Annotated in this window: 15 protein-coding genes; 5 read left to right on the top strand and 10 right to left on the bottom strand. The window is 32.8% G+C overall.

The features are described 5' to 3' along the window. Window positions 1–17: 17 nt before the first annotated feature. From sucC to AAHM80_RS03575, 9 genes are all read right to left on the bottom strand, one after another. Window positions 18–1,178, bottom strand: coding sequence for an ADP-forming succinate--CoA ligase subunit beta (gene sucC, locus AAHM80_RS03535; RefSeq protein ID WP_342260295.1), 1,161 nt, complete (start codon window positions 1,176–1,178; stop codon window positions 18–20). A gap of 178 nt (window positions 1,179–1,356) precedes the next feature. Continuing rightward, window positions 1,357–2,193 (bottom strand): DMT family transporter, encoded by an 837-nt coding sequence (locus AAHM80_RS03540; RefSeq protein WP_342260296.1) that lies wholly within the window; start codon window positions 2,191–2,193, stop codon window positions 1,357–1,359. Window positions 2,194–2,310: 117 nt separating this feature from the next. Next, the gene (locus tag AAHM80_RS03545; RefSeq protein WP_342260297.1) at window positions 2,311–2,985 is read right to left on the bottom strand and encodes a DUF5394 family protein; all 675 of its coding nucleotides are present in this window, start codon (window positions 2,983–2,985) and stop codon (window positions 2,311–2,313) included. Window positions 2,986–3,009: 24 nt separating this feature from the next. Next, on the bottom strand, window positions 3,010–3,360 hold the full coding sequence (locus AAHM80_RS03550; protein ID WP_341755934.1) for a hypothetical protein: 351 nt from the start codon (window positions 3,358–3,360) through the stop codon (window positions 3,010–3,012). 96 nt (window positions 3,361–3,456) lie between these two features. Beyond that, entirely contained in the window at window positions 3,457–4,218 is a 762-nt protein-coding gene (ctrA, locus tag AAHM80_RS03555) for a response regulator transcription factor CtrA (RefSeq protein WP_342260298.1), read from the bottom strand. A gap of 510 nt (window positions 4,219–4,728) precedes the next feature. Next, the gene (gene secB / locus AAHM80_RS03560; RefSeq protein ID WP_341747230.1) at window positions 4,729–5,178 is read right to left on the bottom strand and encodes a protein-export chaperone SecB; all 450 of its coding nucleotides are present in this window, start codon (window positions 5,176–5,178) and stop codon (window positions 4,729–4,731) included. 28 nt (window positions 5,179–5,206) lie between these two features. Continuing rightward, window positions 5,207–5,773 (bottom strand): dCTP deaminase, encoded by a 567-nt coding sequence (dcd, locus tag AAHM80_RS03565; RefSeq protein ID WP_341751713.1) that lies wholly within the window; start codon window positions 5,771–5,773, stop codon window positions 5,207–5,209. 558 nt (window positions 5,774–6,331) lie between these two features. Next, window positions 6,332–6,838: a copper chaperone PCu(A)C gene (locus AAHM80_RS03570; RefSeq protein ID WP_341755937.1), complete on the bottom strand. Its 507-nt coding sequence runs from the start codon at window positions 6,836–6,838 to the stop codon at window positions 6,332–6,334. Window positions 6,839–6,945: 107 nt separating this feature from the next. Further along, the gene (locus AAHM80_RS03575) at window positions 6,946–7,203 is read right to left on the bottom strand and encodes a DUF2671 domain-containing protein (RefSeq protein WP_342260299.1); all 258 of its coding nucleotides are present in this window, start codon (window positions 7,201–7,203) and stop codon (window positions 6,946–6,948) included. A gap of 125 nt (window positions 7,204–7,328) precedes the next feature. Between AAHM80_RS03575 and AAHM80_RS03580 the strand changes: the two genes are divergently transcribed. The 5 genes from AAHM80_RS03580 to gltX all read left to right on the top strand — a co-directional run bounded on the left by AAHM80_RS03580 (window position 7,329) and on the right by gltX (window position 15,435). After that, window positions 7,329–9,098: an ABC transporter ATP-binding protein gene (locus AAHM80_RS03580; protein WP_342260300.1), complete on the top strand. Its 1,770-nt coding sequence runs from the start codon at window positions 7,329–7,331 to the stop codon at window positions 9,096–9,098. Between the two features lie 482 nt (window positions 9,099–9,580). Then, window positions 9,581–10,183 (top strand): peroxiredoxin, encoded by a 603-nt coding sequence (locus tag AAHM80_RS03585; protein ID WP_341747226.1) that lies wholly within the window; start codon window positions 9,581–9,583, stop codon window positions 10,181–10,183. Between the two features lie 325 nt (window positions 10,184–10,508). Next, the gene (dprA, locus tag AAHM80_RS03590; RefSeq protein WP_342260301.1) at window positions 10,509–11,666 is read left to right on the top strand and encodes a DNA-processing protein DprA; all 1,158 of its coding nucleotides are present in this window, start codon (window positions 10,509–10,511) and stop codon (window positions 11,664–11,666) included. Between the two features lie 2 nt (window positions 11,667–11,668). Then, window positions 11,669–14,086, top strand: a complete 2,418-nt coding sequence (gene topA / locus AAHM80_RS03595; RefSeq protein ID WP_342260302.1) for a type I DNA topoisomerase — start codon at window positions 11,669–11,671, stop codon at window positions 14,084–14,086. Between the two features lie 17 nt (window positions 14,087–14,103). Further along, entirely contained in the window at window positions 14,104–15,435 is a 1,332-nt protein-coding gene (gltX, locus tag AAHM80_RS03600; RefSeq protein ID WP_342260303.1) for a glutamate--tRNA ligase, read from the top strand. Between the two features lie 351 nt (window positions 15,436–15,786). On the opposite strand, the gene tnpA is transcribed toward gltX, so the two are convergent. After that, complete coding sequence (gene tnpA / locus AAHM80_RS03605; RefSeq protein ID WP_342260304.1) at window positions 15,787–16,218, bottom strand: IS200/IS605 family transposase; 432 nt, start codon at window positions 16,216–16,218, stop codon at window positions 15,787–15,789. Window positions 16,219–16,363: the final 145 nt, after the last annotated feature.

The following is a 16,363-nucleotide window of genomic DNA, read 5'->3' on the forward strand; positions in this document are numbered from 1 at the left end:
CCGTATTTTTATATGAATTATTTTACTGCATCGACGATCTTAACAGCAGCATCACCTAAATCATTTGCAGCAATTATTTTTAAACCAGAATTTGCTAAAATATTTTTACCTAATTCAAAATTGGTTCCAGCTAAACGTACAACCAGTGGAACTGTAATGCCAATCTCTTTCACTGCAGCAATAATGCCTTCGGCTATTATATCACAACGCATTATACCACCAAAAATATTAACTAAAACCCCTTGTACATGTGAATCTGATAAAATTATTTTTAGTGCTTCCGTTACTTTCTCACGATCAGCCCCACCACCAACATCTAAAAAGTTTGCCGGTTCAGCACCATAAAGCTTGATAATATCCATTGTAGCCATAGCTAGCCCAGCCCCATTCACCATACAACCAATAGTACCATCCATCTTAACATAACTAAGACCAAGGCTAGCTGCTTTTATTTCAAGAGCATCTTCTTCATCATCATCCCGCATATTTAAAATATCAGGATGTTTAAATAATCCATTATCATCAAAGTTAATCTTGGCATCAAGTGCCAATAAACTACCATCAGCTTTTGTTATTAATGGATTAATTTCAATTTGGTTAGCATCAGTTGCTATAAAAGCTCGATAGGTTGATTCAACAATTTTCATCATTTGTTTTGCCTGCTCATTCTTAAAACCAAGCTTGTATGCCATTCTACGACAATGAAATGACTGTATGCCTGTTGCAGGATCAACTGATACTTTAATAATTTTCTCTGGAGTATTATGAGCAACTTCTTCTATATCTACCCCACCTTCAGTAGAAGCTATAAAAGTTACCTTGCTATTACTACGATCAAAAACGACACTAAAATAATATTCTTTTAAAATATCACACCCAGATTCAACATAGAGATAGCGAACCTTTTGCCCAATAGCTGACGTCTGATGAGTTACTAAGTTAATGCCAAACATTGCGTGTGCTGCTTTCTTTGCCTCTTCTTTAGTTCTTACAACTTTTACACCCCCAGCTTTTCCCCTACCACCTGCGTGGATTTGGGCTTTAACCACATATATTTCTGCTTCTAAACCATCAATTAGCCTATCGATATCTTCTTTTTGCAATATTACAACTCCTGTAGAAGTAGGTATACCATATTGCCTCAAAATCATCTTTGCTTGGTATTCATGAATATTCATTTTTATAATTCTTTAAATAATTTAATCCTAGGCTCTTATACTACAAATGTTGCCAATTTGTAAAGCTTCATTTACTACTTGTTAGACGTTAGTAGTCTTGAGGATATCTAAAATTCACCAATGTTATCCCTGCAAAAGCATAAACTAATAGATATATTCATCTTACTCTACTTTTTGCTTACGATTTTTGTCTCCTAGATATATATACTCCACTTAAGATTATTATTATTGCCCAAATAATCGAAAAATTATCTGGTATTTCCTGCCATATAACTACACTTAAAATTAAAGAAAATACAACGCTACTATAAGCTAGTATACTCATTTCAGTAGCTAAACCAATTTCTAATCCCTTATTTAATAATATTTGATGTAAAAGCATCAACAGAGCGTTGACTAATAGCAATATCCAATCCTTTGAAGAAACTTGTGTTATATTAAAATCCACTAAAAATGGTAACATAATAAGAGAGGAAATCCAAAAATAATACACTAATACTCTATCTGAGGTCTCTGTTTTTAGTAAGTTGTGTAATGATATAATAGTTAATGCCATAAATATTCCGCTAAGTAATCCAAAAATGATTCCTGAAGTTATAATTTCTACTGATGGCTTCAGTATTAATAAACAGCCAATAAAGCCAATTATTGCTAAAAATAATAGATCATTTTTGATAGATTTATTAGTAAAAATACCCGTTATTAGCAGTACCCAAATTGGAGACAGATTCGTAAGTGTACTAACATTGAAAAGAGACAAGTAATTTACTGCTGAAAACATGCAATACCAATATGCTGCCCCCAATAATCCCCTTGTAATTAATGCACAATATCGCTGTGATACTATTAATTGACCACGAGACCTAATAACTTTTGGTAAAAAAAAGATAGCACAAAGAAAGAATTGTAAAAATACAACTAGAGAAATAGGTATACTACTATTAAGAGATTTTACTATACTAGCTTTCATTGCTCCAAGTCCAAATGAACTTAAGATATATAATGTTGCTTTCATAGTGGTTCTACTTCATCACTCCTATTTAATTGACAACTGGGGTTATACAAATAATCCTACTTCAATTGGAGCATAAAACAATCCATAATGGGTAACTCGCATTAATCAATAACTTAATCAATAAATTGTCCTGCCACTACCTTTAAAATTCTGATGAGCCTTATCTAATTTTTTGATAAATTCTGGAGAATAAGATTTAAGATCATTTTTCGATCCACCCTCATATTTTTTTGCTAGATCTATCCCCCCTCTAATCATATTATAAGCAAAATTTTCTTCCTTTGTTTCTCCAGCTATTCTTTTAGGGTTCATGAACTTATAAACTTGGTATAAAGCAAAATTTTTCACTAAACGTTTTGCTTCCAATCTAGATTGATTACTTATGCCTTGTAGGTTATCTTTTGATTTTATCAAACCGCGGTTAGCTTCTTTTACCAATTGTGAATGTTGTTGCATTAAGTAACTACTTACTTCAGCAACATTTTTACTAACAAGGTTCTCATCAATTTTAACACCTAATTTTCCTAATTTCTTGTGTTCAAGTTTACCTAAATATTTTTTTATTAATAGGATGATCTGTGTCTGTAATTTTGTTAGATCCATTGTTTGCTCGTTAAGACAAGCCAATATTTGTTCTATTTCCTGTTCGAAAGCATCGTTTTTACTTAACTCATTGAAAATTTCCATCGCCTCATCAGATCCAAGTTCATTATCAGTGATGCCTACTAATGCATCTTTAATTTGGTCTGCCAATTTTCTAGAGTCCCTTGGTTTTTTGTCATCTGTTTCCATTTATTAGTCCTCTGTTTACAAAGTCTATTCTTGAGTAGTAAAATGTCCTCTATAAGTTCGGTGCAACGTGACTCCCCGATGTTTTTCAATTATACTTCGGCACAGTAAGGCTGAGTCAATAGATTTTTGTTTTTTAGTAAATTTATGTTCTTTTTCAAGACATAACTCACTTATATTAATATTTTGCCAAACAAGTCCATCAAAAATTTTTGCTTTAATATAACCACTTGACTTTAAGTTATCATAATCTCCTTTGTTAAGACTCAATGCATCATCATTTAATAAAAGCTTAACATCCCCAACATTTGGGACTGGTATAGGATCAACATATTTAATATAGACTTTACCAGTTAATTCTATCTTGCTAGGTATCATAATTCTCTATCTATATTAAATTAAGCTTCTGTTATACTGCTCGTAAATGAAGAGTTGATAGACGATAGAATCAAAATCATAATCCTTTATTTTATATCACGACTCTTTGTTATCTTCTACCTCTGATTCTAGAGAAGGTTCAATAACTTCTCCTTGAAAATGATGCAATAGTGATTCTTGTTCATCATATTCTTTCAACATATAGCCACGCCCCCATACTGTATCAATATAATTTGTACCACCAGCAGCATCAGCTAATTTCTTACGTAATTTGCATACAAATACGTCTATAATTTTAATTTCCGGCTCATCAACACTACTATAAAGATGGTCTAAGAACATCTCCTTATTCAGTACTGTTCCCCTACGTAAGACTAATAATTCTAAAATAGCATATTCCTTATTCGTTAAATGAACCCTTGTTCCATCAACTTCTACAATTCTAGTATCAAGATGAATACTTACCTTGTCAAACCTAACAACTGACTCAGAATGTCCTTTAGAACGACGAACAATTGCATAAATACGAGCAATTAACTCTTCGCGGTTAAATGGTTTTGTGATATAATCATCTGCCCCACACGTAAGTCCTTTAATTTTTTGATCAACTGTAGTAATACCTGATAAAATCAGTATAGGTGTTTTTACTTTAGCAGAACGTAATCTCAGTAGGACTTCGAACCCACTAATATCTGGCAGCATCAGGTCTAAAATAATTAAATCATAATTATAAATTTTAGCTATTTCTATTCCTTCTGTACCAAACTCCACCACCTCACAAATAATTCCTTCTGAAGCTAACGTTAATTCAATAGAACTAGCTATATCACTATTATCTTCTACTAACAGTACCCTCATGATATTTCTCCCATTAACTTTTTTATAATTATTAATTTATTATTCTTTATTACACATCTATGTTCTCACTTTATTTCTATAAGAGCAAGTAATTTTATCAAAATAATATCCAAGTAACGCGAATTTGGGATAAGAATTTGTCAATTCTTATCCCAAATTCAGTGAAATTATCGAAACAATCAGATGCAGAACTGTCTCAAATCTGATTGTTTCTATAATTTTATAGTTAACTTACCTTACACATAACCCCCATGGCAATTTAAAAGTCATAGGAAAAACAGCCTAGCACCTATTAGCAAAGAGCTGCTTTGCGACGACGAAGCAATTGTAAGTAAAAAGTATGATATAATAGATATTAAAGTCAATATAAATCATTATTTATATTGACTTATAAGGGGGTGTTACAGCGATAGTCTAATGAATGTGGATTGCCACGACACTCATATGGTCTTGCTAATAGACGTCTTGTACTTTTCTACAATTTTTAAATGCTATACGTAAGGTGAATGGTTAATTATCATTTTCTTGCATTTTTTTATGATATAAAGCACCAAAATCAATCGGGTCAATCATCAATGGTTGGAAACCACCATCCTGAGTGACATCAGCAATAATTTTTCTAGCAAATGGGAAAATCATTGCTGGACAATGAATTGCTAGTATTATTTGGTGTTGATCTTCCTCTATATTAATTAAATTAAAAACCCCTGCATATTTTAAGTCCACTATAAATAGTCTATGCTTTTCACTCATTGCTTTAGCTTCTATACTTAATTCTACCTCATAAAAATTCTCTTCAGGTAAATTAGAAATATTGAGGTCTAGGAATAAGTCAATTTGTGGATTACGTTCCAAAGATACTAAAGATCTCGGAGCGTCTGGATTTTCAAAAGATAAATCCTTTATGTATTGTGCATTAACAGCGATATGAGGCATTTCTTTTTGGTTAGTATCTTTCATAATAATATAGTCCTTTACATTTTAAATTTTAAGTTATTGGAAGGGTAACACCTTTTTGTTTCATATATTTCCCATAACGATCGGCATAAGATATATTACAAGTTTGTTCACCTTTTAAAAACAAAAATTGACATGCTCCTTCATTAGCATAAATTCTTGCTGGCAGTGGGGTAGTATTGGAAAACTCTAATGTTACATGCCCTTCCCATTCCGGTTCTAACGGCGTTACGTTAACAATTATACCACATCTTGCATAGGTTGATTTACCAACACAGATAACTAGCACATCTCTTGGAATTTTAAAATACTCAATTGTTCTTGCTAAGGCAAAACTGTTTGGCGGAATAATACAAACATCAACCTCTCTGTCTACTAAACTATATTCATCAAAATTTTTTGGATCAACTATTGCCGAATTAATATTAGTAAATATTTTAAATTCCTTCGAGACTCTTGCATCATAACCGTATGAAGATAAACCATAAGAAATAATTCTCTCTGAATTATTCAATCTAACCTGCGTATCAGTAAAAGGTGCAATCATATCGTGTTCTATACACATTTTTCTTATCCAATTATCAGACATAATGGTCATATATAATTACACATACTATGTTTAAATTACCGAATATAAATGATATAGTTAAAAATTAAAAGTACTAAAACTTTAATTAGCAGCTTTAATTAGCAGAGCAGCCTCATTAAAATATTTATATATTCTTCTACTTTAACCTTAGTTCGATATAAGAATTAATAATTCTTATATCGATACTTGCTTTGTTATAAGGAAAAATGCACTCTTGAAGCGGTTCTACACCTGATTGTTTCTATATATAATACTGAATTCGATGTAACTTGTTACATCGAATTCAGGTTAATTTAAATAATTAGTTTCGCAAAACTGTAGGAGATTCACGTATATACTCAAATGATTTGAAGAATTGGATTTGAAAATGAATGATGAGCATGCGAATCCATGATATTTTCAAAAAACAATTCGTAGGAGCAAAAGAGTATACTCGGATGATCTAAAGAATGGGAACAACAAACAAGGAAAGCTTTGCCAGCGTAGGATGACATCTAGACTACCGATACTAGAGTTAACGATAGCTGGCATATAAGGCAAATATCCATTCATTATAAGAACGACTAACTACTTTGTTTTTACTTCTACTTGAACAACTTTCTGAAGACCATTATCGAAATATAAGGATAAATCAAAATTATCACCAACTTTTAATATAGTTCTTAGATCCAAGAGCATAATATGCATACCACCCGGTTGTAAAATAGCACTACTTTTAGCTGGGATGACTAGCTTATCGAGTTTTACCATTTTACTAACCCCTTTTTCATCAACAAAACTTTTATGTAATTCAACCTTGTTAGCTATATCTGAAGAAACATTTACCAAATTGTAATCGAGGTCAGAGTCATTAAAAATCTCAAAATATATTGCAGAATTATTATTTTTGCTAACAGTAGCAGAAGGTCTTGCCCAAGCATTTAGTATTGTAACAGATGCAGTTAATGCAGTAGGAGCTGATGCTTCTAATGATGCTGCTGGATTGTTATTACTTGGCATGGTAGTTGCAAAACATATTGATAGACTAAAATATAAAGTAACAGCAATGAAGGTTACTATGTTCTTAAGTAGCATATTATTACCATAAATTAATTACACAATCGATTCACTTAATTATATAACATATTATACATACACTAAGTATATTTTGCAAAAAAATAATATATTTATAGTGTATAATGCTAACTTTGGCTTACTTTAACAAATTTTTGTTTAAAAGAATCCCAATGATAGTGAACATTTACTGTTTTAATTTCTGTAACTGTAATATCTCCATTAGGTAACTGTGCAACATCAAAGCCTTTTTGTATAGATTCAGTAATTAGAGTCGTTGATTGACAAATATACCTAACATTAAAAAAGGGATTATTATCAGTATCTAATGAGTTTGTAGTTTTCTTAGTTGGGGTATTCAAAATAGGTACGTTTTTTTCTTTCATTCTAAACAACTTCAGATATTCTGTACGTTTTTATAACAGTTTAGTAATAAGGTGGCAAGAGTTTGTTGTTAGATTAATTTAGGTTATTTAGTCTAATTAGTTTTTTTTGTAATGAGGTGTGTGCTGTGTTAGAAGGTTTTGATTTTTCAAAGTCTGCAATAAGGTTATTTTTCTATTTTTTAAAGAAAAGAAGAATTAAACTAACTATTTTAGGGGTGTTATGCATAATACGGGGAATGATACCAGCTATTGATAGTGTGTTGCTACAAAAAGTTATAAATTTGATTGAGTCTTTTTCTAATGAAACAGTTAAAGACCTACCTTCCTCCATGTTGTTTTGGGCAATAATATATGCATTTTGGTGGGTATGTGTAAATACTATGTGGCGAATTTATGATTATATTTATCTAAAAACCATGCCATATATCAAAGCTCAGATATTAGACGAAATGTATAATTACACTCAGTACCATAATCATAGATTTTTTCAAGAAAACCTTGCTGGTCATATTACCAATCGTATTACTGAAGGGGCTAGATCTTTTGAAATGGTTTTGTCTTTATTTGGAGAGAAAATTCTATACAAACTAGCTATAATTGTTTTTGCTCTTGGAACAATGTACTGGATACATCAAATATTTGCTACTATATTCCTTATACATATTTGTGTTTTTGTAGGGACTAGTGTTATCTGTTCAAGTACAATAAACAAATATTCAGTAAATTATGCACGAAGCAAATCAATAGTTGCCGGCAGTATTGTTGATGCAATTGCAAATATTGGCACAATACGGATGTTTACTTCTCATAAATTTGAACGTCAGAATCTAGAAGTAAGGATAGATGATGCTGTAGTTAATGAACAAATTATGCAACTCTTTATGTTTAAGCTACGTATTGTACTAGGCATAGCTTGTTCTATAATGATTTTTATAATGGTTTATTATCTAGCTCAACTTCGTAGTCAAATGCAAATAACTATAGGAGATTGCGTGTTGATACTTACTTTATCTATAACGGTTAGTAGTGAAATTTGGGATCTAACGCAGGAAGTAGGAGATATGTTCGAAGAGTTTGGTTCTTTTAATCAAAGTGTATCATTAATGAAACCTCATATTATAGAAGATATTGAGAATGCCCATCTTCTAAAGGTTACAAAAGGTGAGATAATATTTAAAAATGTTAGTTTTAAATATTACCATAATAATAATTTATTTGAGAATAAATCCGTTACAATTTTGAGTCAACAAAGGGTCGGATTAGTAGGGTTTTCTGGTTCAGGAAAAACAACTTTTATTAATCTTATTACACGGTTGCACGATATAGACCAAGGAGAAATTCTAATTGATGGGCAAAATATTAGATATGTAACTCAAGATTCTTTACGAGAAAATATTAGTATAATACCGCAAGAACCAATCCTATTTCATAGGACAGTCATGGATAATATTAGATATGGAAAAAAAGATGCTAGCTTAGAAGAGATAATAGAGGCAGCAAAACTAGCTCATATACATGAATTTATTGAGAGCCTAACAGAAGGATACCAAAGCTTATGTGGTGAAAGGGGTAATAACTTGTCAGGTGGTCAGAGGCAGAGAATAATAATAGCACGGGCAATATTAAAGAATGCTCCAATATTAATTCTTGATGAAGCAACAAGTAGTCTAGATAGTGAGACTGAGGAGTTGATACAAGATTCTCTATATTACTTAATGCAAAATAAAACTGTATTAGTTATAGCTCATAGATTATCAACTTTGTTGAATATGGATAGAATTTTGGTTTTTAATGAAGGTAGCATAGTTGAAGATGGACAACATGAGGAATTACTAAAAAACAGTAAATTGTACAAAAAACTATGGAAATCACAAGTAAAAGGCTTAATAATTTAAAGAAATTGCTGATTATTTCACCTTATATACTCGGTGAACTTCAAGAATTGGCGTTCCCGCGACCAAAGATCGAAGCTGCTCACGTACTAATGTACGCTACGCCGCTCGACTTTGACACTCCTAGCTCTTCTTGAAGTTATACTATCGTCTACCAACTCTTCATTTACGAGCAGTATACGTAAGGTGAGTGATTATTTATTACATGACTTATAGTTCTCGTACCATTTCCGATTATGGCATACACTCAACTATTGATTGCAATTTTTAAATTACTCTGCTAATTCATTTAAGATTTGGTATTGTAATACATTATTATTTTGTGTATCATAACTTGAGTTCGATGTAAGACATCGGTTTAATAGCCTAGGGTGACATCACCCCTAATGAGGATAATTACTTGAGCCTAGTATTAATTTGCTACATCGATACTTAAGGTTATCATAAGAAATATTTTTAATCACTTGAAACTGAAGGAATTTAAAATGCAAGTATTCGTTGGAAAAGCTGCACCGGATTTTACAGCTAAAGCTATTATGCCTGATAATAGTATAGAATCTGAATTTAATCTTAAAAATTATGCTAAGGGTCATAAAGTTGTATTGTTTTTTTATCCCCTAGATTTTACTTTTGTTTGTCCATCAGAAATTATAGCCTTTAATAATAGATTAGGAGAATTTACTGAAAGAAATACAAAGTTAATAGCAATAAGCGTTGACTCGCATTTTTCTCATTTGGCTTGGAAGAATACTCCTTACAATAAAGGTGGTGTTGGCAATATCCAAATTCCTATGGTGGCAGATCTTAATAAAAATGCCTCACATAGTTATAATGTACTTCATGATGATGGAATATCACTGCGTGGTACTTTTGTTATTGATGAAGAATTCATAGTACGCCATTTGTCAGTTAATGATTTGCCAATTGGTAGAAATATTGATGAAGTAATAAGACTGATAGATGCCCTAGACTATAATGCCAAGCATGGTGAAGTATGTCCAGCTGGGTGGCATAAAGGTGATGAAGGTATTACCCCATCACATAAAGGAGTAGCAGATTACTTAGCTTCCAATGCAGAAAAATTATAGTATATAGAGTAGGTTTGCCGGATCAGTAGATGTCATTGCTAGCTACGAACACCAATGTACCGTATACCGTAGCTAGAGATGACATCGAGATTACCATATATGACACGCATAGGTTTACGCGGGTTTCTACCGCTAGTTGCAGCTTTTAAACTTCTCTAGTTAGAAATTAATTGTTTTTTTACTTAGTGGGGGAAAATTTTATTATATACTGCAAATATCATCTAAGAGACTCCAATTTGGAATAAGAATTGACAAATTCTTATCTCGAATTCGCGTAAGGGATAATTTATGTCAAAGTAAGCTTAAAGCCAAAGAAAGAGATTTGATGCTTAAGGAGCTATTTTTGGATACTAACCGAGTATCTTATACAAAAGAAACAATTGATATTCTAAGACTAATTAGGAGTGAAAATGTTGGTCCAAGGACTTTTTGGAGTTTAATAAAGATATTTGGTAGTAGTAGTACTGCAATTGAAAATATACAAGAATTCTCACTGCGAGGTGGACGCTCTAAACCAGTAAAGGTATTTTCACAAAGTGAGGCAAGTAAAGAACTTGAGCTTTTGGAAAAGAATAACGCCAAAATTATTACCTATAAGTCTTTAGAATATTCAAGGTTATTGTTAGAGATTTTTGATTGCCCGCCTATACTAAGTTATAAGGGCAATATCGGGTTATTATCACACGAAAGATGTTTAGCAATTGTTGGAGCAAGAAATGCTTCAGTAAATGGTCGTGCTTTTGCAGCTAGAATCGCTAAGGAATTGACAGACGCAGATTATATAATGGTTTCTGGACTTGCAAGAGGTATTGATACGGCAGTGCATCAAGTTAATATCTCTAAAACAATAGGAGTTATCGCTGGAGGAATTGATCATGTCTATCCCCTAGAAAATGTTAAATTATTCGAGCAAATTCAGCAAGAGGGGTTAATAATTGCTGAATTACCAATAGGTTCAAAACCTCTTGGACAACATTTCCCACAACGTAATCGATTGATTTCTGGTATATCTCTTGGAACGGTAGTAATTGAGGCAAGCCTAAAATCTGGATCATTAATAACAGCAAGGTTTGCTTTAGAACAGAATAGAGAAGTATTCGCAGTGCCGGGATTTCCGTTAGATCCTAGATGTCAGGGTACTAATAAACTTATCAAGGAAGGAGCATATATGGTGGAATCTACCCAAGATATAGTAACTAATCTACCACATTTTTCTAAGGTTGTCAGCAAATCTAAGGATGTGGCAAATGATTCAGCTGAGAATAACCAGTTTAAAGCGTTAGATATAAAATATGCTAACCCAATTACCAACGATATGCGTATGAAAGTTAAGGAGCTTTTATCTTCAACTCCTATAGATTTTGATTGTTTGCATCAAACGCAGCTACCTTTGCAGGTTATATATATGATAATACTGGAGCTAGAACTGGCTGGAAAAATAACTAGATATCCTGGCAACAAGATATCTTTAATTTATAAATAAATATGAAATTAGTAATAGTAGAATCGCCAGCAAAGGCGAAAACGATAAATAAATATCTAGATAATGGTTTTAAAGTTATTGCTTCGTTTGGGCATATTAGAGATTTACCATCTAAAAATGGTTCAGTTCTGCCAGATGAAGATTTTGCTATGAAATATATTATATCAGATAAAGCAGAAAAATATGTTGAAGCAATAACTAAAGATGCTGCCAAGGCTGAAATGGTTTATCTAGCAACAGATCGAGACCGAGAAGGAGAATCAATTGCTTGGCATGTTGCAGAAATAATAAAAGAAAGAAACTTGGTTAAATCTAGTGATTTCTTTAAAAGAGTAGCATTTGATGAAGTTACAAAAAAAGCTATTTTACATGCAATTGAAAACCCAAGAAAGATTGATATTGATTTGGTTAATGCTCAGCAAGCAAGGAGGGCTTTAGACTATTTGGTAGGATTTACTTTATCGCCGATATTATGGCGTAAATTGCCAGGATGTAGATCAGCCGGAAGAGTCCAGTCTGTAGCACTGAGACTTATTTGCGAACGAGAAGACGAAATTGAACGTTTTAAATCGCAAGAATATTGGGATATTAGTCTTAATATTCTTAATAGTAATAATGAACCGTTTTTAGCAAGATTAACTCATGTTAATGGTAAAAAATTAGAGAAATTCTCAATTACTAATGCACTAGCTGCCAATGATCTAGTCGAGAAAATAAAACTAAAGAATTTTCATGTTGCCTCTATAGAAAAAAAACAGCAAAAACGTCAACCGCAACCACCTTTTATTACCTCTTCGCTGCAGCAAGAAGCTGCAAGAAAATTAGGGTTTACTGCTAAGAAGACTATGCAAATTGCCCAAAAACTTTACGAAGGTATGGATATAGGTAATGAAACTATAGGTTTGATCACTTATATGAGAACCGACGGGACAACTCTTGCTAGTGAAGCTGTTGAGCAAATACGTCAGTTGATAGATAAGAATTTTGGGGATAAATATCTGCCAGCTAGCCAGCGAGTTTATAAATCTAAAGCTAAAAATGCCCAAGAAGCTCACGAAGCGATTAGACCAACTGATATTACCCTGCTACCAGAAAAGTTAAAGGATAAACTAGATAAAGATTTTTACAAGCTTTATGACCTAATTTGGAAGAGGACGGTAGCTTGCCAAATGGAAAATGTTATTATTGATTTGGTAGTAGCTCAGCTTGATACAGAAGATAAAGAATTTACATGCAGAGCAAATGGCTCAATTATTGCGTTTGATGGTTTTTATAAAATTTATCAAGAAGGTCTAGATGATGAAACAGAAGAAGAAAATAGGCTTCTACCACCGCTAAAAGAAGGAGAGAAATTAATTACAGATTCAGTGAATCCAGCACAACATTTCACTGATCCGCCACCAAGATATTCTGAAGCTAGTTTAGTAAAGAGGCTTGAGGAACTTGGTATTGGTCGCCCGTCTACTTATGCTTCGATTATATCAGTGTTGCAAGATAGAAAATATGTAGTTGTTGAGAAAAAACGATTCTTTCCAGAGGAATTAGGGCGTTTAGTTACAACATTTTTAACAGGTTTTTTTAAGAAATATGTGGAATATGATTTCACAGCTGATCTTGAAAATGATTTAGATGAGGTGGCAGAAGGTAAAATAGAATGGAAGTCTTTACTAAAAAAATTCTGGGATGGGTTTAATAACAATGTAGAAGTAGTTAGTGGAAAGAAAATATCTGATATAATTATTTATGTTGAAGAAGCCTTAGATTATCACTTATTTGGAGAAAAGTCAGAAAGTAACAAGTCAAGAATTTGCCCATCCTGCTCTACAGGTCAATTAGATCTGAAGCTTGGTAAGTTTGGAGCATTCTTAGCTTGTAGTAATTACCCAGAATGTACTTTCAAAAAACAAATTACCTCTAAAAATAGTGATGATGTTGCTACTACTATGGAAGAGAACAAACTATTAGGAGTAAATAAGGATGGTTTTGATGTTTTTCTAAAGAAAGGCCCATATGGTTTATATGTACAGACTAGTGAGCAAGTTGCCAAGGGTGAAAAGCCAAAGCGTGCATCATTGCCACCTTCTATTGCCCAAAATGATGTCACTCTTGCTTTAGCTATGAGGTTGCTTGAGTTACCAGCTAAATTATGTTTGCATCCTGAATCTCAACAAGAGATTATACTTGGTATAGGTAGATATGGCCCGTATCTTAAATATCTTGATAGGTTTATTTCAATACCAAAAAGATACGATCCTTTTACCATAACAACAGAGATCGCTGTAGAAATAATTGAAGCTAGTAATAATAAGTTAAAGAATAAACAAGAGAAAGATAATGGCAAGCAGGTAATAGTTGCAAAAAAAACTTCTAAAAAGAATGCTACAGCAAAAAAAACAACAAAAAAGAAAAAAGTACAATAAGCGGTTAAGATAAAATTATGGGAAGGGTTATCACAAGATTCGCACCATCACCAACAGGTATGCTGCATATAGGTAATAGTAGAACAGCTCTTATAAATTGGTTATATACTAGAAAGCATAATGGCATATTCATTTTAAGGTTTGATGACACCGATCTTGAACGTAGCAAGCAACAATATAAAAATGCTATTGAACAGGATTTGAAATTTCTAGGACTTAACTGGGATCAAACTTTTTGTCAATCTAATAGGCTTGATAGGTATGAGGCGATAAAAACATTATTATTACAAAAAAATAAATTATATCCTTGTTTTGAGACTCAGGAAGAGCTTGAATTAAAGCGTAAATTACAATTATCTAGAGGACTCCCTCCTATATATGATCGTGCAGCTTTGAATTTAACTCAACAACAAATAAACGATTACATTAGCCAAGGAAGAAAACCACATTATCGATTTTTGGTATCGCATACCCCCATTATTTGGCAAGATATGATTAAGGGTGAAGTTAAATATGAAGGTAAGAATATTGGTGATCCGATAGTTATCAGAGAAGATAATAGTATGACTTATATGCTTTGTTCAGTTATTGATGATATTGATTATTCGATTACCCATATTATTCGAGGCGAGGATCATGTAACTAATACCGCAATTCAGATGCAAATGTTTGAAACTTTAGGGGTAGAGATACCAAATTTTGCTCATTTGAGTCTAGTTATTAGCCGAGATGAAAAAATATCTAAAAGAATAGGAGGATTTGAAATCGCTGCTCTAAGGGATGAAATTGGATTAGAACCAATGGCAATTAACAGTTTTTTTAGTTTAATTGGTTCGTCATCAAGTATTGTATCGTTTAAGAATTTAGATCAGCTAATAAAAGAGTTTGACATTAATAATTTTTCTAAAAGTCCAACAACTTATTTGCCGGAAGAATTAGAACGTCTGAATCATAAATTACTAATTAGCCTTAGTTTTGATGAAGTAAAAGATCGCTTAAGAGAGATTAAGGCTGAGCAAGTAACTGAACAGTTTTGGTTGGCAGTGAGAGCTAACTTGCAAAAATTATATGAAATAAAAGATTGGTGGAATATTTGTTACTCACCATCCAAAGTTGAAGGATTAGATAAAGATTTTTTAAAACAGGCAGCTATATTGTTACCAGACGAACCAATAACCCTCGATAGCTGGAGCATTTGGACTAAAAGGATTATGATCGTTACTGGTAAAAAAGGCAAGGAGGTATTTCTGCCTTTAAGACTTGCTATAACGGGAATGGCATCCGGACCGGAAATGTCAGTAATATTACCATTACTTCGCAGAGAGGAAATTATAAAAAGATTAAGTTGATTTTTTTGTTGATCTAAAAAAATAACCTGAAAGGCTATTAATCCCCATTCGCGTCTCACCTTCGAGATAAATATGAGCAAAAATTATGCTTCAAAGTAGTATTATTATGCGATGTGTGGGATGAAAATTTACATTAGACTTCTTTCGAAACTTTACTTCTACTGGTGATTGTACGTCAAGCCGGTACTCGAATCCTCATGTACATTCAAGTACGCTGCGGTTCAAGGTGAAGTGTCTCCTTCAAATCTTTCAGTATAAGCGAGTTTCGAAAGAAGTCTATTTTAGTCAGAACGCCCTCGCAAAGCGAGGGGCTTGACGGTTATGAGCAGCCCAAAGGGCTGCCATTGTTAATTAAAATTCTCCTGATTCGTCAGAGCCTAAACTATCAAGTTGCTCTTGATTCTTAGTGTAGTGTTTGATCTGATTCTCTTCAAATCCTACAGTTGAGACCGCATAACCTCTAGCCCACAACTTTTCTCCATTAAAATTACGTTTTCGTCCACCAAACTGCCTAGCAACGGCTATAGCACTTTTCCCCTTGATATAGCCTATTACTTCAGCTACAGAATATTTAGGAGGAATCTTGATGAGCATATGCACATGATCTTGTACCATATGCCCCTCTATGATCTTTCTCCCACGTTGAAAAGCTAACTCATGGAATACGTTCCCAAGATATTTTCTAACCTTCCCGTACAATTCTTTTTTACGACACTTTGGAATAAACACAATATGATATTTGCAATCCCATTTAGAATGATTTAAACTTTCGTATGTTGTCATATATTTTCTCCTTTGACCGTCAAGCCAAAGAAGTTATATATGATAACTTTTTATTTTATACTAAATCTAAAGGCCAAGCCTTGATGGTCTCACTAGTCAAACTAGTGGCTTACCTATCATTGAGTTACTGGCTACATATTGTCAT

This window comes from Candidatus Tisiphia endosymbiont of Metellina segmentata, from assembly GCF_964030715.1.
Taxonomy (GTDB): Bacteria; Pseudomonadota; Alphaproteobacteria; order Rickettsiales; family Rickettsiaceae; genus Tisiphia.

Coding starts and splice junctions, on each gene's coding strand:
- AAHM80_RS03540 (WP_342260296.1), bottom strand. CDS start 2,193: ATGAAAGCAACATTATATATCTTAAGTTCATTTGGACTTGGAGCAATG.
- AAHM80_RS03575 (WP_342260299.1), bottom strand. CDS start 7,203: ATGAAAGAAAAAAACGTACCTATTTTGAATACCCCAACTAAGAAAACT.
- AAHM80_RS03545 (WP_342260297.1), bottom strand. CDS start 2,985: ATGGAAACAGATGACAAAAAACCAAGGGACTCTAGAAAATTGGCAGAC.
- AAHM80_RS03570 (WP_341755937.1), bottom strand. CDS start 6,838: ATGCTACTTAAGAACATAGTAACCTTCATTGCTGTTACTTTATATTTT.
- dprA (WP_342260301.1), top strand. CDS start 10,509: ATGCTTAAGGAGCTATTTTTGGATACTAACCGAGTATCTTATACAAAA.
- dcd (WP_341751713.1), bottom strand. CDS start 5,773: ATGACCATTATGTCTGATAATTGGATAAGAAAAATGTGTATAGAACAC.
- AAHM80_RS03585 (WP_341747226.1), top strand. CDS start 9,581: ATGCAAGTATTCGTTGGAAAAGCTGCACCGGATTTTACAGCTAAAGCT.
- secB (WP_341747230.1), bottom strand. CDS start 5,178: ATGAAAGATACTAACCAAAAAGAAATGCCTCATATCGCTGTTAATGCA.
- AAHM80_RS03550 (WP_341755934.1), bottom strand. CDS start 3,360: ATGATACCTAGCAAGATAGAATTAACTGGTAAAGTCTATATTAAATAT.
- ctrA (WP_342260298.1), bottom strand. CDS start 4,218: ATGAGGGTACTGTTAGTAGAAGATAATAGTGATATAGCTAGTTCTATT.
- sucC (WP_342260295.1), bottom strand. CDS start 1,178: ATGAATATTCATGAATACCAAGCAAAGATGATTTTGAGGCAATATGGT.
- topA (WP_342260302.1), top strand. CDS start 11,669: ATGAAATTAGTAATAGTAGAATCGCCAGCAAAGGCGAAAACGATAAAT.
- gltX (WP_342260303.1), top strand. CDS start 14,104: ATGGGAAGGGTTATCACAAGATTCGCACCATCACCAACAGGTATGCTG.
- tnpA (WP_342260304.1), bottom strand. CDS start 16,218: ATGACAACATACGAAAGTTTAAATCATTCTAAATGGGATTGCAAATAT.